This is a genomic window from Sporosarcina aquimarina, from assembly GCF_019748715.1.
GTDB classification, from domain to species: domain Bacteria; phylum Bacillota; class Bacilli; order Bacillales_A; family Planococcaceae; genus Sporosarcina; species Sporosarcina newyorkensis.
Window position 1 is genome coordinate 26,864 of the sequence record NZ_JACLBZ010000008.1, and the last position, 20,485, is coordinate 47,348.

The window sequence follows — 20,485 nt, forward strand, 5'->3', positions numbered from 1 at the left end:
CGGCTGGCTTGCTTTATTACAATCTATTAATATGATTACAAGACTGTAACCTCTTCTTAACAAGAACGTAATGTTTCGTTTCTACAAGTCATGTAAGATGTAACTTGCAGCTAGAGAGACATACATTATTTCGAAGGAGAGTCATGATGAAGAAGTTTTTGTGTTCACTATTGATGGCAGCAGTAATGGTCACGGGGTTTGCAGGAGGAAGTGCTGATGCGGCAAGTAAGGCAACAGCGAAAAGTGGTACATACATAACGAAACATAATATAAATGTCCGTGCTGATGCGGGCACTAAACATAGAATTGTCTTCACATTAAAAAAAGGTACACGAGTACAACTGACCCATCAAAAGAATTCAGGTTCTGAACTATGGTACAAAGTAAAAATCAATGGTAAAAAGGGTTATGCACTTAGCTCACTTTTGGCAAAGTCTTCTGCTAAGTCGGTTGCAGCATCTACGCCTGCCAAAAGCAGTGCGGGAGTTGTCAAAACTGCAATGAATTTGAGAGGTATTCCATATCGCTTCGGCGGTACGACAACAAAAGGATTTGATTGCAGCGGATTTATCCAATATGCATTCAAGAAAAATGGTAAGTCTGTTTCCAGAACAACAACAGGACAGTACACGCAGTCCGCTAAAATCAACTCACCTAAACCAGGTGATCTCGTATTCTTCCACAATACATATCGAAAAGGCATTTCCCATGTTGGAATCTATGTCGGTAATAACAAGTTCGTTCATGCTGGTGGAAAAAAATCAGAGGTTGTCAGCTTAAGCAACCCGTACTGGAAATCTAAATTCAATAGCTTCAGAAGAATATAAACCTAAAAAAAGACTCGATGAATATTCATCGAGTCTTTTTTACTCTACAGAATGGATCCTTCCCCGTTCATCCTTATAAATGACATGATGACGTTCGAACTTCGTTGGAGAGTCCAGACCCGCCGCAGCAGCTACGCGAAACAATCCTTCCCTCATCGTCAAGATATAATTGGTGACACGAAACTTTTTCTCTTCCACAACGAGCGCTCTCTGCAAGTGTTTATCCGTCGTCGCTACCCCCGCCGGGCATGTATTTGTATGGCAGCGTTCCGCCATAATACAGCCTACGGAAATCATGAATCCCCGGGCGATTTGCACAAGATCTGCACCTAACGCCAACGCGATGGCCGCTTTGTCCGGTGTAATGATCTTTCCAGAAGCAATGATTTTCACTCGATCCCGCACCTCGTACTTCCGCAATGCATCATCCAATAAAACAAGCGCAGAACGTAATGGCAGCCCAACACTATCCGCTAAGTCTTGATAGGTTGCACCTGAACCACCCTCTGCCCCATCCAATGAAATAAAATCGGGCCCCATACCAGTTTCCGCCAGCTGTTCCGCAAGTTCTTCAGCGTCTTCCTTCCCTCCAATGACGATTTTCATGCCGACCGGCTTGCCGCCAGCAGTACGAATATCTTCAATGAATGTGAACAATGTAGGATAGTCATTGAACTGATTGAAGCGATTCGGGCTATTAATAGAAGTAAAAGGAACGACATTTCGTATGGCCGCAATTTCTTCGGTCACCTTTTCACCTTCTACATGACCGCCACGCATTTTTGCACCTTGCGCCAACTTGATTTCGAATGCTTTAATTTGAGGTACTTTAGCCTTTTCTTTCACCTTTTCCAAATCAAAGTCTCCTTCTTCAGTTCGGAAACCGAATAAACCTGAGCCGATCTGTGCAATGATATCTGCACCGCCAGCTAGATGGTGATCCGAGACACCGCCTTCCCCAGTGTTCATCCACGCACCCTGCGCCATGCCAATCCCCTTTGACAACGCAGTGATCGCATGGTCTCCTAAAGCTCCATAGCTCATTCCTGACTGCCCGAGCAAACTGCGTACGACAAATGGCTGCTCACAGTTGGGACCTAACACAATCGCATCTTCTTCAGGAAGCAGCCAAGGAAGTGTGGTAATTTCCTCTCGATGTTCTTTACGTGAAAATAAGTTATCTTGATCTACCTCATAGCGCATCGTCTTCATCAAGTTATCATTATCTACACGCATCTCATCATTTTGCTTCGTGAACATGGCGTTTCGAATGTAATGACCCGGCTCTTGAAAATCCCGTTTCGAACCAAAACCGATGACACTATTCAAATACTTTCCCGGCATGACCATATGTAAATACTCTTCTCGGCTAAACGGCTTGCCGCTGTTATCGTCATTGAATAAGTACTGTCGCACTTCCGGTCCCGCCTTCTCAAACATATAACGTACTCTGCCAAGTACAGGATAATTACGTAAAATCGCGTGCTGTTTTTGACGTCGATCAAAGAAATACAGGAATATTGCAATTGTAATTGGTACAGCTAGCAATAAAAGCACAATCAACGATGTCGTAAAATAGATTCCTTCAAACCAACGCATCCTCCCACTCCTCTCAATCTTTTAAACTTTCTATTCTATCTGTACCCTTGGTACGTAGCTTAGTAAACGTAAAAAGCTCTATTCCTTGAACGTCTTCAAGGAATAGAGCTTGGGTGTTGTTAGTTATTCATGTACATGATTAATTTCGTTATTATTTTGGTACACTTACCTCAATATTACTAGTTCCAACTGGAGCAGTTTCATCTGTACGGTTAACTTTAACAACAATCGTACCATTGTCGCCTGCTGTTGCAGTACCTGTAATGTTTCCGTTAACTACTTTCAAACCAAGTGCTGTCGCATTACCTGAGTAGCTTGTTGCAATAGTTCCTAATTTAACATCCTCAGTCGCTGAGTAACCATCCACTTTGTCTAAGTCAATATAAATCGTACCATCTGCAGCAATTTTAGCTTTGTATTCAGAAGAAGTTAGCTTAATACCCTCTTCTTTCACTACAGCACTACTAAAGTTTCCAACTTTAGTAACCGGTTCTGTTTTCTCAAAATTCACTGAAGCGATAGAAGGGGTAGTATTTACTACTTTAATTTCAGCTGTCGCTCGTGTTACACTGCCTTCTTTAATCGTAATCGTTGTATTTCCTGCTTTTAATCCTTCAACTGTAATTACACCATTAGCATCTTTGCTGACTTTTGCTACGTCTTCATTAGATGAAGTTACAGTATAATTCGCAACTGGGATAAGATCATTTCCAAGGTAGAAACCTTGCTCATTATATTGTTTCCAAACCAACTCTACAGTCTTGTCTTCGGAACCTTTCATCACATCTAATTGTAGATCGTCAGAAGCCGATTTAGTTTCTAATTTTCTAGTAGCTACTTGTGAATTGTCAGAAACGTTAACTGCAATTGTTGAAAGGACTTTATCGCCTGCTTTGATTTGGATTTCTGTTGTTCCTGTCTTCACTCCGTTAATGTGAACAGCTGACTTACCTTTAGTTACTGTATCAATAGTAGCTGTAGCAATTGTTTCGTCCTTAGAAGTAACAGTTAATGCACCTGTATACAACTCACCGTATTGATCTTTAACTGTCAACCCGATATCTGAAGTTTTGTCTTTCAATACTTTTGCTGAAGTTGGTGAAGCAACTACTTCAGCAGCTGCACGTTTGCCTGATACCACTGTCAATGGAACATTCTTAGTAGCTCCATCTGCTTTCACCACAATATTGACTTCACCAGGGCTAACAAGTTCCACAGCGCCAGTGCTTGAGTTGACTGTAGCAACACTAGGATTCGATGATGTGTAAGTTGCATTAGGATTACTTACAGAAGTGCCATTTACTGTTGTCGCTTTAGTCGCTTTTACAGTAACTTTACCTTCATCTTCATCAAGAGATACTTTACCGCTTTCTACTGTCGTACCACCTTGCGTAACAGTTACTTCATTAATAGTAGAAACATAAGAACCGTAGTTCAATACTTTTACATCTACCAAGTCCGATTCAACCGTTTTTCCGTCTTTTGATACTACTACTTTATAAGAGAAAGTATCATTCGCATTTAGTTGATCTGCATTCAATTCACCGGTCTTCGCATTCTTTAGTACATTATTTTTCGTAGCTTGGAACTCAACTGTATAACCTGCTTCGTTCAATTTCTTTAAGTCTGCTAGTTTACCATCTACATTGAATTCAAGGAATTGCTCGCCGGTCTCATTCACCTGAGTAGTAGTCGCAACCACTTTACCAACCTTCAACTCATAAGTGAATTTGAAAGTTTTCTCTTGATCGGGCTGTCCTTCTGTTTTAGTCGTGACAGTAAGTGTCATCTCTTTTCCAGAAGTCAATTCGTCTTTCAATTCAACTGTTGCTTGAGTTCCATCTTGATTGGCATTGAATGAAACTAGTTCATTACCTTCTACTTTAAGCTGTTCAGCTTTTAGAAGGTGTAGGTTTGTCCCTTTCAATTCCAATTCTTTGTCGCTGATTGCTTCTACTGCAGTCACTTCAGCTACTTCCGGTGCCTCAGGCGTTTCTTCACCTGGCTTCTCTACTTCACTAGTTTTATATAAGAAAGAAGCGAATTGTGCACGTGTTGTAGTTTCTTTTGGTCTGAAGTTTGGTGCAGCTGGGTTCGTGATATCGAAGTAGTCGAGTACGTCAATGTAAGGACGTGCTTCAGCTTTAGCTTTAGCCAAATCTACAACATCTTTATCAAACTTTTCTTCTTTAACAAAAGTTAATAGATCTGTTTTATTCACTGCATCATATGCACGAACGAGGACGATCGCCATATTTTCGCGTGTGATATTGCCAGTTGCCTTTAATGTGCCGTCTTCGTATCCTTTGAAGACATTATTATCTTTAACAATAGCTGCTGATTGTAAGAGTTCATCGTTAGACTTAGACGTTAAGTCTTTGAAACGAGGGTTTGTTTTATAGTCTTTAGGAATTTCATATCCCATAGAAACGAGCCATTTACCCATCAATTTCACTACGTCAGAACGAGTTAACGTTTTATTTGGTTTAAAAGAACCGTCAGGATATCCAGAAATAACACCTGCGTTTGACAGAGCGTCAATTGCCGGCTTGTGAGAGTTGTTTTCCAGTACGTCATTGAAATCTGCCGCACTGACAACTGGTGCCACCGCTGATGCAACTAATGCTGCTGATGCTACGCCTGTAATGTATTTGCTGTATTTTTTTGATTGAACCTTCATGGAAAAATTTCCTCCTTTTAATTCTTCTAATACTGCTTGGAAACTACTAGGTTTCCAAAGAGCTTGTAGAAAACGTTGAGTAGTATAAAAACGTTCTTTTGTTCTTATACCCTATTTATTATTCCGTAATCATTCAGTTTTTCGATATAGCTAGAATATCTTGTATGTATGATTGGGGGTTAGGGCTTATTTCAACCACTCGAGTTAAATATTAGCATATCTTTTTACAATAGTAAGTGGGAATTTAAGGATACATTTAAAGTATAATGGTATCTAGTATTCTACAAAGGGTACGGTATATATATAGAAGATGTTTATATTTTTATGTAGGAGTTTACAATTTTACTATACGACAAGGAAAGGGGGTTCTGTGATACAATCCAACTATGAAAAAATTTATTGTGATTCTTATACTTATAGCCCTTTTAGTAGGCTTGGCAATTTCATCAAGTCAAACATACGAACAGCAATCACTTGTTTCTACGCTTGAACAGCTGCTGCCTGATGAACCTGGCAAAGCTGTCCTATCCGAATTGGAGTTTTCCTATTGGGACCGCATAATTTCAGTTGACGAACGCGGTTACTATTACTTTGTAGAATTTTTAATTCGCAAAGCTGCACACTTTTTAACGTTCGGATTTCTTTCTTTAGTAATCTATTGGGTACTGCCAAAACGAAAAGGGCGCTTATTAGGGGCTGCCCTTCTTACATTAATATTAGCTTGCGCTGATGAGTTACATCAATCTTTTACAGGAGGACGAACCGCTACCCTTCAAGATGTCTATTTGGACATGGCAGGTGCGATTACCTTTTTGTTTATTGTTGCCGTTGTTCAGTTTATTCGAGCTATCAGGAAAATTTAGAGCCCAAATAGTAAGTGCAACTTTTTGTGAAGTTGTTCGCATATGATATGATACGCGATACAGGAGGTTTTATTATGAGCAACTCAGCTGATCAACTAATCCATTCAATTTCTTACGTATCTATCCAACGGGTCGTTGACCGCCTGGAACAAACATACCTTAAATCTTTTCACTCTATTCATTTGTTCCAGGATCGTATCACTACCTCCCAACGCACATTTCCACTTGAGCATGTGTTTGATCTATCATATCGTCCTTTCTCTGGTCAAACAGGTCTTTTTTATCTTCATACCCACGAAGGCGTATTTACATTTGAAGTAGTGGATAACCCCGATCGTTTCATTAAATTGTTTAAAGAAATACAATCTAACTGATTTGATTTTCAAATCACTTATCCAACCTTTAAATAAACCTAAAGTATTATGTTTAGCAAACATACCAAAAGGTATAAAAAACTAGAATAATGTTCTAAAACTTTATTTATTTACGTTCTTTTTCATTTAACTGTCATTTTTATTGGAAAATCATGTTATAATTGAGGCATATATTTTTCACAAACATAGGTCTTTACTCATGATAGCTAGTAAAATTCAAAGTTTATGGGAGGGGCTAATATGCTTCACGAAAAGGAGTTAGCTACATTACAAAACTCTATTAGCCATTTACGAAGTGAAGGTAAATACGAACTAGTCATAAAGACTGCAGAGGAATTATTGAAGAAAGGCACTCAGTGTGCAGATCCGAAAGCCATTTTATATGCTCATTACTTCAGTGCGCTCTCCAATTATTATGTTGGTGATCTCAAAAAAGTTCTTTTCCATATTGAAGCTCACCATGAAAATTGTCTATCATTCGGTGCCAAGCAAGACTGGATGCGCTCGTATTATTTACAATATTTCGTCAGTTTTATATCAAACGACTTTGAACATGGGCAAAAGTTGCTGGAAGACGTACTCTCGATCGCTCTAGAAACAGAGAATTTCGTGTATGTGAGCATGGCCTATAGTAACCTAAGCCATATGCTCAATAAAACCAATCAATTTTCTGAAGCTCTGAAAGCTGCCCAATCTGCAGTTAAATATGCAAACTTATACGTGGCAGATCGCTTTATCCTTTCGATTCGCGGGCATCTATATTTAGTTGAATCTGCCCTCAATATGAAACGTTCTGACATTGCGATGACAAGTATAAAATGTTTAGATCAGCTCCCAGAAATACAAAAGTATCCACAGGAGAAGGCCTTTTTAACAATCTTAAAAGGCCGGCTTTACGAACTCCTTGGTGACCAAAAGAAAGCGTTTCAATTTTATACAACGGTCAAAGAAAGTGACCTATTGCTTCACGATAATTTTTTATTGAAAGAAATTCAACAGAAACGAATTGAAATTGCAGAACATCTTTTTAGTTATGATGAATTGGCGATTATACAAAAGGAATATATTGATTTATTACATGAACTTGAAAGCTACAATTGGGGGAAAGCTGCTTTAGAATTAAAACTCCGATTGCAAGCCTCTTCTAAGAAAACAAGTGAGCATCTAGACTATCTAACTGGTTTGTATAACCGAAGGTATTTAGAGGAAACGACGGATCGTTTATTGGCCGCTGCATCACATACGAAAGAATCTATTGTTTGCATCGCCTTTGATATTGATAATTTAAAGTCTATAAATGATACGTACGGTCATTTAGCAGGTGATGAGGCAATTAAAATGGTAGCAAAGGTTTGTTCTTCTCTAATTCGGAGAGACGACATCTTAGGGCGCTTCGGTGGTGACGAATTTGTGTTGGTCATGCATGGAATATCGCGAGAGCAAGCGAAGAAGAAAGCTTTACTCATCGCAAAGAAAATTGAAACTATACCACTGGATCTGCAAACTGTCTCTGAAAAGATTACAATTAGTATTGGTATTGGTGATAATCTGATGCGCGATGTTGTAAGCTTTAAAGATTTATTTCACCTAGCTGATTTAGCGCTCTATAGAGCAAAGCAAAATGGGAAAAATCAAATCGTTTCATTTGTATAATAGAAACATGAACTCCTTTTGAAAAGGATTCATGTTTTTTATATGGTATTCACCTTCTCCAATTCTGAAATAAGAACAGAGAAATAAAATAAACCTAATCCGGCATAAAGCCGAACTAGGTTTATTCTCAATCAAGAATCTTGATTTTCACATTCTTGCGGCCCCATTGGTACGCGCGTGTCTTATTTGGAATGAATACATCAATCTTATTTCCTTTAATTGCGCTGCCAATATCTCCAGCAACCGCATATCCATACCCTTCGACATGGACTTTCGTGCCTAATTTAATGACACTTGGATCGACTGCAATCACTTTCAAATCTGGGTTTTTACGTAAGTTTAAACCTGTTTTCGTCAAGCCCGTACACCCATTACAATGTGCCGTATATGCTGTTGCACTCACCATGAACTCTTTAACGACTTGTGGTCCGTCAGAGCGTGATGGTGTTTTGCTCTTGTTTGAAGATGTACTGGAAGCAACTTTTGACGGCTTAACTAAACGCAGTTTTTGGTTTGGATGAATAACCGATGACTTTAAGTTATTCCATTTTTTCAAATCTGCTACGGAAACTTTATGTATCTGTGAGATTTTATATAAGCTATCGCCTTTTTTCACTGTATGAACAGATGTAGCTGCAGATGTTTCATTCATTCCGCTTGTGAAAATAGTAATCAACATGGCTACTGTTAATGAAAATAAAAACTTCTTCAATATGCCACCCCTAACTTTTTAATAGACTCAGCTTACCAAGCTACTGTTACAGTTACATTACAACTATCAGTCGAATCCATTACAAAGATAAGTCTATTGTTACAAGTATGGCTCCTTAATAGAAAATTGCTTAAGAAACAGGTATTTTGTCCAATAAGTCTATCAACTACTGTCGAAATAACTCTTATTTCTTCTTACGTTTTATCTATTAAAAAAAGGGTAAATTCTCTGTAGTGAGAAAATAAGAGCTTTTAGTTCAAGGAGGGAATTTTTTATGGTTAGAAGACAAGTGGTAGGAACATATGACACGGATACAGAAGCAATTGCGGCGATTGAAAATCTTAAACGCCAAGGTTTTACTGCGGATGAAATTTCAGTAATCAGTCGAAGTTCCGATCAAGTAGAACATGTAGTGGAAGAAACGGATACGCATGCAGGTGAAGGCGCAGCTACAGGAGCAGCAACTGGAGGGTTAATTGGAGGATTAGGCGGCATTTTAACGGGCCTTGGGGCCTTGGCTATACCTGGCGTCGGTCCGATTATTGCAGCAGGACCAATTGTAGCGGGCATCACGGGCGCGGCTGCAGGTGCCGGTGTAGGCGGTCTGGCGGGTGCTTTAATCGGCATGGGGATTCCAGATGAAGAAGCACATCAATATAATGAACAATTCGAACATGGGAAAATATTGGTATTAGTCGATTCCGATCTTTATGACCCATTAAATGACCCGGCACCTCATGGCAGAGGTCCACTTATTTGATTTAAAGATACAAGAGTCTCCACAAAGGAGGCTCTTTTTTGATTGGAAAAACTTATGCACTTAGCCAGGTTTACTATTGTTTGTTTTTTCTTCATTTGGGGGATAGCAAGAGAAACAACAATTATCTTTAAACGATTGGGGTGCTGACCATGCCATTGACAAACAATAGAGATGATATTTCAAGAGCTATTATAAAACTGACGAAGGACGGTAATTTAGAGTCCTTGAAAAAGGCGATTGATGAATTAGAGCCTTCTGAAGTCGCTGCACAATACCGACGGTTGCCAAGAAAGCGACATCCAATCTTTTTGGAAGTATTGGACACTGATAAATTGATCAAAATGCTCGGGTCCCTAACTAGAAATGAACAACTGCGGGTGCTTGAATTAGTAGGCCCGATTCGTTCAACAGAATTACTTGATCAAATGAAAAGTGAAGACTTATCCTATCTGCTTTCAGATCTTCCCGATAAACAAGTTGAAAAATTAATTGCTGAAATGCGACAGGAAGAAAAAAAGTATATTCGCCAACAGAGAAAGTATCCAAAAGATTCTGCAGGTCGAATTATGAGGACTCGTTATGTATGGGTTCATCAATCTTATAGCGTCACAAAAGCTGTGGAAAAATTAAAGCATTATGAAGCTTTCGCCCATTATCTAAATTATGTATATATCATTAACGATGATAAACAATTAGTTGGCGTATTATCCTATAAGGACTTGTTGCTTGCTGAAGCTGATGAATGCGTAAAAGATATTATGCAAACTTCGATCGCCAAAGTGTTTGATACGACCAAGCAAGGTGAAGTTGCCAAAATGATTGGGCGTTTTGATTTTGTGTCCCTTCCCGTAGTCAATGAAAATAATATATTGATCGGAATCATCAGGGCAGACGAAGTTCTTGACATTGTCGTCAGAGAGGCAGATAAAGACATAGAAATGCTTTTTGCTTCCGGTAAATCGATTGACTTCCATACAAAACCCCTAGTTGCTGCCTATCGTAGACTTCCTTGGCTTATATTATTACTTTTTATCGGGCTCGTTTCAGGCAGTATCATTTCTCGTTTCGAAGAGACCCTCGAAGCAGTCGTTGCACTTGCCTTTTTCATGCCAATGATTGCAGGAATGACAGGTAATACTGGTACACAGTCACTCGCTGTCGTCGTGCGCGGTTTAGTGTCTGAAGACATGACCATGAAAAAATCTCTGCATTTAGTATTTCGCGAATTAATTGTTGGCGTTATATTGGGTGTCGTGTGCGGGGCAGTTATTTCTGTCATTGCATATATTTGGCAAGGAAGCTTTACTCTTGGATTGGTAGTAGGTTCCTCACTCATTGCGACATTGATCATCGGGACAATTGCCGGTACTGTTATTCCCTTGATCCTCAATAAGTTCAAAGTCGACCCTGCTGTAGCATCCGGTCCTCTGATCACAACGATCAATGATATTCTTTCCTTGCTGATCTATTTTGGTATTGCGACAATGTTTATTTCTAAATTAATGTAACAAAACCTTCCGACTTTTCATGCATAAAGTCGGAAGGTTTTTCATATGTTATCTTAATGAAAGACAGTTGTAAGGTTGGTGTAATTTATGTCATTATGATGCCAAACACTACAGGGGTATGACATTTCTCACAGTTCGATGATTTGCGTTTATTCTGTTCTTCACAGGCTATACTTATAGTACTACCAATTGCACAAACGGATTTGGGTTGAAGTTTGGTGCAGCTGGGTTTGTGATAGGGAAGAAACTATACGTCGAATAGTTAAGTACCGCTTAGTCGAAGAGCGAGTACCTAACCAAAACTCCGCGATCATGGGTTGATCGCGGAGTTTTTAATTGATTTTACGCTCGGGTTAACAACTCAGGCTTTCTGTCTTTCATTGGGTTTGTCTGTTCAATTGCATATCCTACATCAAGTATACGAGCTTCAGCAAATGCAGGCCCGATAATCTGGACGCCAACCGGCAGATTCCCTTTTAGCCCTCCAGGTACCGATAATGCCGGTAAGCCTGTTAAGTTACTTGGTCCTGTGAAACGGATAATATTATCAATCAAATCGACTTGCTGACCATTCAGATCAACGGTATCATCCCCAATTGTACTGGCGACTACAGGCAACGTTGGTGCGATCATTACATCCACTTTCTGGAACGCTTGTTGGAATTCCTGTTTCAACTGTCGTCTGACTTGCTGTGCTTGTAAATAATCTACAGCCGACGGCAGTTCACCCAGTTCAAACAACATGCGGATATCATCGCCAAAATCTTGTGGTCTCTTCAACATATCTTCATGGTGAATTGCAGATGCTTCAGAAAGCGAAGTAACCAGCTCTGCCCACTCCGCATATTGAAGTGAAGGAATATTAACGATTTCTACTTTAGCTCCTTGATCTACAAGGGCTTGTATGTTTTTCCGTACGATTTGATCTACTTCATTATCGACTTGTTTAAAGAAGTACTCTTCATTCACTCCGATTACCAAGTCTTTCACATTGCCTTGGATCTTTTGCAAATACTGATTGACCGGTGTATTCACAGAAGTGGGATCTTTCTGGTCGTATCCTGAAATGATATCCATCATTCCCGCCGCATCCTTGATTGTTTTCGTCATAGGTCCAATATGGTCCAGTGTCCAAGCTAATGGATAACAGCCATATTTGCTAACTCGTCCATGCGTCGGTTTTAATCCGACAATTCCGCAAATGGATGACGGAATCCGAATGGAGCCTGCCGTGTCTGTTCCAAGTGAAGCAACACTCGAACCTACCGCCACAGCTGCTCCGGAACCGCCACTCGAACCGCCTGGTATTTTATCGGTATCCCATGGGTTTCTGACCGCTCCGTAATGAGGATTATTATTAGTGATCCCCCATGCGTATTCGTGCATACTCAGTTTGCCGGTAAAAATTACACCTGCGTCCCGCAACTTGCTAACAACAGTTGCATCATCGTCCGGAACAAAATCTTTATGGATTTTAGATGACATTGTAGTCACTTTATTTTTGAAATATAAATTATCTTTTAAGGCCATCGGGATACCGTGATACATTCCCCGATACTTTCCTTCTTTAATTTCTTTTTCTGCCTCACGGGCTGACTGCTCTGCTTCATCACGATAGATGGTCATATACGCATTAATGGATTCCTGAGTGTCCTCAGCATGGTCTAAAACCGCCTTCGTTAAATCAACAGGAGATAAGGAGCCATTTTGTATAAGCGGAGCCAATTCTTCAACAGATTTCTGAATCAATTCTTTAGCCAATATGATCACCTCCGGGAATATTGCGAAGCCCGATATCGGCGTCTTCGATTTTAACACCCTTTAATGTCCCTCTTAACTCTTGCATACCCTTCCAGCGACTTTCCAAGATCTCCAAATGTTCCGGCTTAGCCTGAATCCCTTTGTTCTCCAATAGTTGCTTAACGGATAGAGACAATGTGTTCACTCCTTTTAATTTGTTTTTGCTACATTGTTTAGTGCAAAGTGAAAGCTTATTGTGAACCAATACTAAGCTCTCTCTTTAACTCTATCATCAAGTTATAAATTATTCAAAATAATTCAAATATAGTGATCTTCTTCTGGGTCTTTAGTTTAATTATATTTTACTGCGCTATCTCTTTTACAATGGCTTTTATGACATTGAACTAAAAGTAAAAACATTTTACCAAATATCACTAAAGTTACATACAATTAACCTAAAAGCATGATTATTTATATTAATTGTACCAACAGTACTGGAACATATTAATATTTTAGATAAAACGAATCAATTTTAGTTGGTGTAAACTTAGTTGCTTGAGTTATTTAGCAATCTATTATAACTTCGACTTATAAGCGCTTACTACTATTATTTATATAAAAACATTATTCTAGGGGGAATTCTATGTTAAAAAGAAAACTAGTTATACCTGCTATTTTAGCAACAATTGTCGCTGCGCCCACTTATTCTTCAGCTGCAACTGCAGAACACTCCTTACCTCCAGCTGCCGGCCAAACAAACTCTTCACATATGTCTTATTCTCCCGGCACTCATTATGAACAATCTCTCAAAGTATTAGAGTTATACAAAGAACCAGAAATGGAGCTTGTAACGCCAGGCTTGAAAAAGGATAAATGGATGACTACGAATCCCGACATGATGCGTTACCTGCAAGATATCGTGGATAATAACCCTTCAGCCAGTATGGAGATTGCCGGGCACTCTCTTGAAGGTGTTGAATTGCCTATGCTCATTTTCACTACTACAAGCGGAAAAGATTCAGCAGAATTTAAATCAAAGCCTACAGTTTGGCTACAAGGACATGTCCATGGTAACGAGCCTGCCGGTGGAGAATCCATGCTGGTCATGGCTAATGAGTTGGCAAATGGAAACCTAGGAAAAGAAGTTTTGGATAAGATCAACGTCGTCATTTATCCACGTATCAATCCAGATGGCGCAGAATACTTCCAGCGTCAAACGGCACTTCCTTTAGATGCGAACCGAGATCACGTAAAATTAGAGCTTCCTGAAACCCAAGCAGTTCATAAAGGCATGAATCAATTCCAACCTGAAGTAGTAGTCGATGCACATGAATACGGATTGAGCGATTCAACCTTCAAGCAATTTGGCGAGCAAGGCTCCATCAAGTATCATGATATCTTATTGCTATCCGGAAAGAACTTAAATATTCCAGAGCAAATCCGAAAGCAATCAGATGATTTATTCGGAAAAAATGTTTTTCAGGCACTCGAGCGTACTGGCTATTCGAGTAGAGAATATTTTACTAACAGCTCCAAAGATGGTCATGTGACATTGGATGAAGGCGGCGCAGAAGCAAGAATCGGTAGAAACGCAAATGGATTGCAGCCAAGCTTCTCCTTCTTAGTAGAAAGCCGCGGGATCGGTATTGGTAAAGAGAACTTTGTCCGCCGAGTCGCATCACAAGTCGAAACACACTCAAGTATTTTGAGAACAACTGCAGAAAATGCAGAGTCTGTTAAGAAAATGGTGCAAGATGCTCGCGATGAAATAGTTGAAAAAGGAAAAACAGTGTCGGAAAAAGACACACTTATTTTGAGAAGTGATCGTACAGAAGTGAAAAACCAAACTCTCGAAGTCGTTGATGTTGCAACAGGAACGGTAAAAGAAATACCGGTTGGCTATAACAGCGCAACGAATGGTATCGCTACATTAGAACGCGTTCGCCCTACCGCTTATATTTTACCGCCAGCATATCACCATATTGCGGACAAGCTGAAAATTCAAGGAGCTACTGTTAAGAAAACAAAGAATGCTCAAGAGTTAGAAGTGGAGAGTTATATAGTCACAGATAAAAAGGTAGACACAAGCTATTACGAAGGACATATGCGAGCAAATATCGAAGCCCAACTTTCCAAGAAAAGAGTATTCTTCCCTGCTGGCAGCTACGTCATCAGTATGGCACAACCTACCGCCAATCTGGTCGCTCTTTCGCTAGAACCTGAATCTGTCGATAGCTATGTGACATTCAACTTTATCCCTGTAAATGTAAAAGATGAAGTACCTGTTTACCGATATATGAAAGAGTTGGATTTAGTCCTGGAATAAAAATAAATGCCAAAAAGCCTGTCTTGAAAGTCAGTAATTTCTTTCAGGACAGGCTTTTATTTCTGTATCAAACTTCGGACAGTAAAGAAACACTTCAATGCTTCGTCGGGATGAACCAATACACCATCTTACCGAACCATCCTCTTTTCCGACAGCACTTTCCCCCTGACAGAGCAGCCGGCAAATGACAAACAAAAGATCTTCAGTAAATACTAGAGCCGTCTAAAACTTCATGACTTCTTACGTTTATTTTCATTACTAAGCGGGAATTTATGAAGCAGGAGGTGACGGTTCATGCCATGGAGTAAAAATGATTATCCTGCTTCAATGAAGAACTTAGATCCAGATGTCCGAGAAAAAGCGATTGAAATTGCCAACGCCTTATTAAGAGAGAACTACGAAGAAGGCCGCGCCATCTCAATAGCTACCGCCCAAGCTCATGAATATGTAGAAGGAAAAAGTGAAGGACGTCCACACTACGAAGTGAAACCTAGGCAAGACGAATGGATTCTAAAAAAGACCGACAGCGACCATGTCATCTTTAAAGATTCTACGAAAACAGATCTACTAGAGAAAGCCAAGAAATATGTGAATGAACATGATGGAGTTTTATCCATTTTCCTTGCTGATGGATCACATGAAAAGACCCTCTACGAGTAACTAGCTCGCCCTTTCAACATTGTAAGGGCAAGCTAGTTTTTTTCTTTTGGCCCTGGAGGATAAATAACCGTGCCATTACTTTCTAGCACTATATGATGTGGTCCCCATTTTCCGATAACATGATCTTCAATAAGCGTTTTCTCTTTTGGACCGTCTATAATATGTTTTACTTCCCATCCGTGCAGCGCCAGCCAATTACTGATTAACAGACGATGGCATCGTGCGGGATGGCGTTCAGAGCAACATATCGCAATCCTCTGCTTTAAAGCCTTTTCCATCAATTGATCAACGCCTTCTTTAAAATCTGCAGTTAATGTGTAATCCGCATAATTATGAAAGGACTGATTGTCCCACGCATCATTTATTTCTGGATCAATCGTCTTCGATTTCCTCCGTCGCCCACCAAGTTTTCCACAGTGTTCATATGCAATGTCGTTTGCAGGGAGCCATTCTTTCATTAGATCCTCATGAAAATGAGGAAACTTTCGACTGCCTGGAAATGCCCTTATATCAATCAACCTTTCGATATTCGCATCATCAAGCAATTTTAAGAATTCTTCTTTTGTATGCGTAGAATGACCAATTGTATAAATCTCCACCTTCTCCCCTCCCCTTACCATCACTCTTCCCTACTTGCCTGTATGAATAAACTTTTAGATAAATAAAAAGCCTTCCAGCAAAAATACTGGAAGACCTTCTGTTAATCCATCTTTTCTGTTAACCATAATGACAATTGAGGGAAGAAAACTACGATCGCCAACACTAGAATCATCAAGAAGATAAAAGGAATAACTCCTCTTACAACATCTCCAAGTTTTTCTTTCGATATTCCGCTCACTACGAATAAGTTCAAACCAACTGGCGGGGTAATCATACCCAACTCCATGTTGATTGTCATAATGATCGCGAAGTGTAATAAATTAATATCAAAATGAACGAGCATAGGCAATAGAATTGGTAGTGTAATCAGAATGATGGAAACTGCTTCTAAGAACATTCCCAACACAAACAGTAATAAATTCACAAGCAGGATAAATACCCACTTATTCACATTACTTTCCGAAATCCACGCCCCGATTTCATGAGGAATTTGTGCATTGGTTAAATACAATCCGAACAAACTTGCAGCGCCGATAATCAAGAAGATCATCGCAGTAATGTTGATGGACTCAATAATGATCGGACGAATATCCCGAAAATGAAGTTCGCGATAAATAAACGCTGATACAATGATTCCATAAAACACCGCAATAACAGCAGATTCTGTCGGTGTAACTACTCCGCTGTAAATACTACCCAAAATCAAGAATGGGAGAAATGCTCCCCAAATTGCTTTTAATGAACTCTTTCTTCTCTCATCCCAAGTAGCTTTCCGCTCACTTTTATAGCCATTTTTCTTTGCATAAAAAATAGCTGAAGCAATAAGGACTCCTCCTAATAGGACTCCCGGAATGACACCGGCCATAAATAACTTTCCTATCGAGACTTCTGCTGTAATACCATAAATAATCAATGGAATACTTGGAGGAATCAAAATCCCCAACGTACCACCAGCTGCTACCAGACCCATAGAATACTTCTTATCATACCCTGCATTCACCATTGCAGGAATCATGATCGAACCGATTGCCGCTGCTGTAGCCGGACTAGAACCCGAGATTGCCGCGAAAATCATACAAGCTAAAATCGTAACAACCGAAAGACCACCCGGTAAATGGCCAACCCATGATTTCAAAGCCTCGATTAGATACTTCGAAATTCCGCCACGGGCCAACAGAACGCCCGCTAGGACGAATCCTGGAATCGCCATCATTGGAAAGGAATCAAGAGCCGTAAATATCCGTTGCGGTACCATCGTCATATTAAAGTCGATCTGCCACAACACAACCATAGTCGATAAAGCAAGACTGATGGCAATCGGAACTCGCAACAGAAGTAAAATAAAGAAAATACTAAGTAAGAGGATTGTCATATTTTACATCCTTTCCGCGTACCAATTGAACCAGTCTTTCAATAAAACGCAATGTAAATAATACACCGGAAATAGGCAAGATTAAGTAGACAATCCACATTGGAATGCCGACATCCAGTGATACCATGCCAGAATGATAACGTGCTTCTACGAGTACATAACCGTAATACGTATAGGCCAGGCAGAAAAAGATGCTGACAAGCGTAGCAAATAAATCAACAAACTTTTTCATTTTACCTGGCATTTTATCATAGAGGAGATCTACTTGGATGTGCTGATTATGTCGTAATGCAATAGAGAAACCTAAGAAAACGCCCCAAATAATAACATATCTCACTACTTCCTCAACCCATGCTTTAGGAGAGTTGAAGCCATAGCGCATGACGACGCCATAGAATATGAGTGTAATTCCACCAAAGAAAAATACTCCTGCTGAGATTTCCTCAACTGCTCTCCAAATCTTTTGTAATGTTTTCAATAGTTCGCACCCCTTCTGCTGAATTCAGATACATTGCAAGTGCGTGACTTGTCGTCTTTCCAACCTACTGCTAATCATTCGAAAGACGACAAGTCATGCCCTATGCCAACCTATAAACAAAGAAATGCCGATCCGGTAATCAGATCGGCATCCATATCCCTGTATAAACAGGTACTATGATCTCCGCTTTCCCACTTAGATGACAATTCTTCTTATTTCAAGCTACGGATTCCTTCAAGCAGTTCAGGTGTAATATCATCAGAGAACTCATCGTATACCGGCTGTAAAGCGTCAACGAACTTTTGGCGCTCTTCCGGAGTCAACTCAGTAACTTCAACTTTTCCAGAGTTCTTGATGTTTTCAAAACTTGCTTCATTCTCATCAGCAGCCAACTGCCACTCAAGTTCTGTTGCTTCTTTCAAAGCTTCCTCGACTTGCGTACGAATATCTTCTGGCATACCTTCCCAGAATGATTTGTTAACAAAAATCGCATAGTCTAGACGGCCATGTTCACTTGTCGTCAAATACTTTTGTACTTCTTGGTACTTTTGAGTATCAAAGTTATTGAATGTATTTTCTTGTCCATCTACAGTGCCTTGTTGCAGGGCTGCATAGGTTTCACCAAATGAAATCGTTGCACTTCCCGCGTTCAAAGCATTGAACTGAGATTCAAGGACTTTACCTGCTTGCGCACGGAATTTCAGACCTTTGAAGTCTTCTGGAGTTTTCAAAGGATGTTTATTATCTGAAAAGTGTTTGAACCCATTCTCCCAGAATTCCAATCCCATAATGTCGTTATTTGCTAATTGATCACTATTCAAGATTGTTTGTGCTACATCACTCTCAAAGAATTTGCGCGCATGATCTTGATCTTCAAACAAGAAAGGCATATCTACATACTGCCAGCGTGGATCCAACTTCACCATTTTTGTAACGGATGGTGCAATCATATGAACATTGCCTGATACCAATGCATCTAATTCATCTGCATCTCCATATAATTGAGATGACGGGTATACTTCTACTTTCGCTTTTCCATCTGTTTTTTCTGCAACTAGTTCCGCAAAACGGTCAGCAGCTTTCCCCTTTACACTATCAATTGCCGTTACATGTGAAAACTTGATAATGACTGGCTTATCAGAAGAAGATGATTTTTCGCCGTCGCCTGAAGAAGATGACTCTTTGTCAGATGAACAAGCAGCCGCCACGATAGCAAACATACTAATCACTGCAACTAAAAGAATTTTTTTCATTCTTTATTTCCCCCTTTTATTTTTGGAAGTGAATTTATATATTTAGCCCCAAACCGCCCCCGATAAAAATCGTAAACCGGGCTGAAAGCTTCTTCCCATTGTTGTCTCTCATCTTCCGATAAATTGTGAATTTGAATACAATCGCATTTCTCCAATTCAGAGAGGTCTTTTTCATTTAGTTGGTGTGCAATTTCTCGTTGCCATTCGCTCACCTCAGACAACGTATCTTGGATTAAGAACTGAACATTTTCAGGTAACCCATCCCAAAACTCTTTATTCATCAACAGCACATACCCTAAATACCCATGATTACTAACCGTCATGTAGCCTTGCTTTAAATGTAAGCTTTTGCTCACAATATTGGACAAAGTATTCTCCTGAGCATCAATTAATCCATTATCCAATGACTGGAACACATTATTGAAATCCAATTTCATAGCGGAGGCACCGAAGAGCTCAAATTGCTGCTCTAATATGTCACTTGGCATAATCCGCATGTTAAGCCCCTTTATATCTGCAGGCATGTTGATAGGATACTCACGATTCGTCAATTGCTTAAAACCGTTATCCCACATTCCCAACATCACGAGACCTTGCTTTTCGAATTTCCCTATTAACTGCCGACCGACCTTCCCTTGCATATATGCATGTACTTCTTCATAGCTATAAAAGGCAAATGGCAAGTCAACAACAGACCATTCCGGTACGGTTGACGTAACCTTAGATGTAGCAGGTGCAATCATTTGTATATCATTATTAGAAAGCGCTTCCATTTCCTCGCCATCTTTATATAAGATACTATTCGGGAATATTTGTACTTCGATATATCCATTGCTCCGCTCTTTCATTAATTTGGCAAATTTTCTGGCTGCCAATCCTTTTGGAGTATCTTCTCCTACAACATGTGAAAAACGGATAACCAATCGTTCTTCTGCACTTAATTGTTCATAATCAACTGGATAGGAAGTTTTTTGACAACCTGCCAACAAAAACAGTAATCCGACAAAACTTACGAAAAAACAAAAGTGCTTCTTCAGAGCATACATAGAACTTCTTCATGCTCCCTCCTGAATCATCAGT

General features: G+C 39.8%; 18 protein-coding genes. 8 read left to right on the forward strand and 10 right to left on the reverse strand.

The genetic code is table 11. The features are described 5' to 3' along the window. Nucleotides 1–146: 146 nt before the first annotated feature. Nucleotides 147–827 (forward strand): C40 family peptidase, encoded by a 681-nt coding sequence (locus H7J92_RS03600; RefSeq protein ID WP_246602487.1) that lies wholly within the window; start codon nucleotides 147–149, stop codon nucleotides 825–827. 39 nt (nucleotides 828–866) lie between these two features. Here H7J92_RS03600 and H7J92_RS03605 read toward each other — a convergent pair whose 3' ends face one another. Next, a complete protein-coding gene (locus H7J92_RS03605) occupies nucleotides 867–2,426 on the reverse strand; it encodes an FMN-binding glutamate synthase family protein (protein ID WP_221835395.1) in 1,560 nt (519 codons plus the stop codon). A 151-nt stretch (nucleotides 2,427–2,577) separates the two neighbouring features. After that, nucleotides 2,578–5,106, reverse strand: coding sequence for an S-layer homology domain-containing protein (locus tag H7J92_RS03610; protein WP_221835397.1), 2,529 nt, complete (start codon nucleotides 5,104–5,106; stop codon nucleotides 2,578–2,580). A gap of 386 nt (nucleotides 5,107–5,492) precedes the next feature. On the opposite strand from H7J92_RS03610, the gene H7J92_RS03615 reads away from it, so the two are divergent. The 3 genes from H7J92_RS03615 to H7J92_RS03625 all read left to right on the forward strand — a co-directional run bounded on the left by H7J92_RS03615 (nucleotide 5,493) and on the right by H7J92_RS03625 (nucleotide 7,996). After that, nucleotides 5,493–5,969 carry a VanZ family protein gene (locus tag H7J92_RS03615; protein ID WP_009765930.1) on the forward strand — a complete coding sequence of 159 codons (477 nt, stop codon included), beginning with the start codon at nucleotides 5,493–5,495 and terminating at the stop codon, nucleotides 5,967–5,969. 74 nt (nucleotides 5,970–6,043) lie between these two features. After that, complete coding sequence (locus tag H7J92_RS03620) at nucleotides 6,044–6,343, forward strand: hypothetical protein (protein ID WP_040758379.1); 300 nt, start codon at nucleotides 6,044–6,046, stop codon at nucleotides 6,341–6,343. Between the two features lie 240 nt (nucleotides 6,344–6,583). Next, complete coding sequence (locus H7J92_RS03625) at nucleotides 6,584–7,996, forward strand: GGDEF domain-containing protein (protein WP_221835399.1); 1,413 nt, start codon at nucleotides 6,584–6,586, stop codon at nucleotides 7,994–7,996. Nucleotides 7,997–8,123: 127 nt separating this feature from the next. Here H7J92_RS03625 and H7J92_RS03630 read toward each other — a convergent pair whose 3' ends face one another. Continuing rightward, nucleotides 8,124–8,708, reverse strand: a complete 585-nt coding sequence (locus H7J92_RS03630; RefSeq protein ID WP_009765933.1) for a 3D domain-containing protein — start codon at nucleotides 8,706–8,708, stop codon at nucleotides 8,124–8,126. 274 nt (nucleotides 8,709–8,982) lie between these two features. Here H7J92_RS03630 and H7J92_RS03635 point away from each other — a divergent pair, with 274 nt between their 5' ends. Together H7J92_RS03635 and mgtE are read left to right on the forward strand one after the other, a co-directional pair. Further along, complete coding sequence (locus tag H7J92_RS03635; protein ID WP_009765934.1) at nucleotides 8,983–9,468, forward strand: general stress protein; 486 nt, start codon at nucleotides 8,983–8,985, stop codon at nucleotides 9,466–9,468. 149 nt (nucleotides 9,469–9,617) lie between these two features. Beyond that, complete coding sequence (gene mgtE / locus H7J92_RS03640; RefSeq protein WP_009765935.1) at nucleotides 9,618–10,976, forward strand: magnesium transporter; 1,359 nt, start codon at nucleotides 9,618–9,620, stop codon at nucleotides 10,974–10,976. Nucleotides 10,977–11,318: 342 nt separating this feature from the next. On the opposite strand, the gene H7J92_RS03645 is transcribed toward mgtE, so the two are convergent. Next, nucleotides 11,319–12,737 carry an amidase gene (locus H7J92_RS03645; protein WP_078817202.1) on the reverse strand — a complete coding sequence of 473 codons (1,419 nt, stop codon included), beginning with the start codon at nucleotides 12,735–12,737 and terminating at the stop codon, nucleotides 11,319–11,321. After that, nucleotides 12,730–12,921, reverse strand: coding sequence for a hypothetical protein (locus tag H7J92_RS03650; RefSeq protein WP_009765937.1), 192 nt, complete (start codon nucleotides 12,919–12,921; stop codon nucleotides 12,730–12,732). Before H7J92_RS03650 ends, H7J92_RS03645 begins: the two co-directional genes overlap by 8 nt. A gap of 438 nt (nucleotides 12,922–13,359) precedes the next feature. Between H7J92_RS03650 and H7J92_RS03655 the strand changes: the two genes are divergently transcribed. Together H7J92_RS03655 and H7J92_RS03660 are read left to right on the forward strand one after the other, a co-directional pair. Further along, nucleotides 13,360–15,042 carry a M14 family metallopeptidase gene (locus tag H7J92_RS03655; RefSeq protein ID WP_078817201.1) on the forward strand — a complete coding sequence of 561 codons (1,683 nt, stop codon included), beginning with the start codon at nucleotides 13,360–13,362 and terminating at the stop codon, nucleotides 15,040–15,042. 294 nt (nucleotides 15,043–15,336) lie between these two features. Then, nucleotides 15,337–15,702 carry a DUF2188 domain-containing protein gene (locus tag H7J92_RS03660; protein ID WP_078817200.1) on the forward strand — a complete coding sequence of 122 codons (366 nt, stop codon included), beginning with the start codon at nucleotides 15,337–15,339 and terminating at the stop codon, nucleotides 15,700–15,702. Between the two features lie 32 nt (nucleotides 15,703–15,734). On the opposite strand, the gene H7J92_RS03665 is transcribed toward H7J92_RS03660, so the two are convergent. From H7J92_RS03665 to H7J92_RS03685, 5 genes are all read right to left on the reverse strand, one after another. Next, complete coding sequence (locus H7J92_RS03665; RefSeq protein WP_245799465.1) at nucleotides 15,735–16,301, reverse strand: DUF488 domain-containing protein; 567 nt, start codon at nucleotides 16,299–16,301, stop codon at nucleotides 15,735–15,737. A gap of 101 nt (nucleotides 16,302–16,402) precedes the next feature. Further along, complete coding sequence (locus H7J92_RS03670) at nucleotides 16,403–17,674, reverse strand: TRAP transporter large permease (protein ID WP_078817198.1); 1,272 nt, start codon at nucleotides 17,672–17,674, stop codon at nucleotides 16,403–16,405. After that, nucleotides 17,655–18,152: a TRAP transporter small permease gene (locus tag H7J92_RS03675; RefSeq protein WP_009765942.1), complete on the reverse strand. Its 498-nt coding sequence runs from the start codon at nucleotides 18,150–18,152 to the stop codon at nucleotides 17,655–17,657. The genes H7J92_RS03670 and H7J92_RS03675 overlap by 20 nt, the downstream gene beginning before the upstream one ends. Nucleotides 18,153–18,364: 212 nt before the next feature. Continuing rightward, nucleotides 18,365–19,405 carry a DctP family TRAP transporter solute-binding subunit gene (locus H7J92_RS03680; RefSeq protein ID WP_009765943.1) on the reverse strand — a complete coding sequence of 347 codons (1,041 nt, stop codon included), beginning with the start codon at nucleotides 19,403–19,405 and terminating at the stop codon, nucleotides 18,365–18,367. Further along, nucleotides 19,402–20,451: a DctP family TRAP transporter solute-binding subunit gene (locus H7J92_RS03685; RefSeq protein ID WP_221835401.1), complete on the reverse strand. Its 1,050-nt coding sequence runs from the start codon at nucleotides 20,449–20,451 to the stop codon at nucleotides 19,402–19,404. Before H7J92_RS03685 ends, H7J92_RS03680 begins: the two co-directional genes overlap by 4 nt. Nucleotides 20,452–20,485 lie beyond the last annotated feature (34 nt).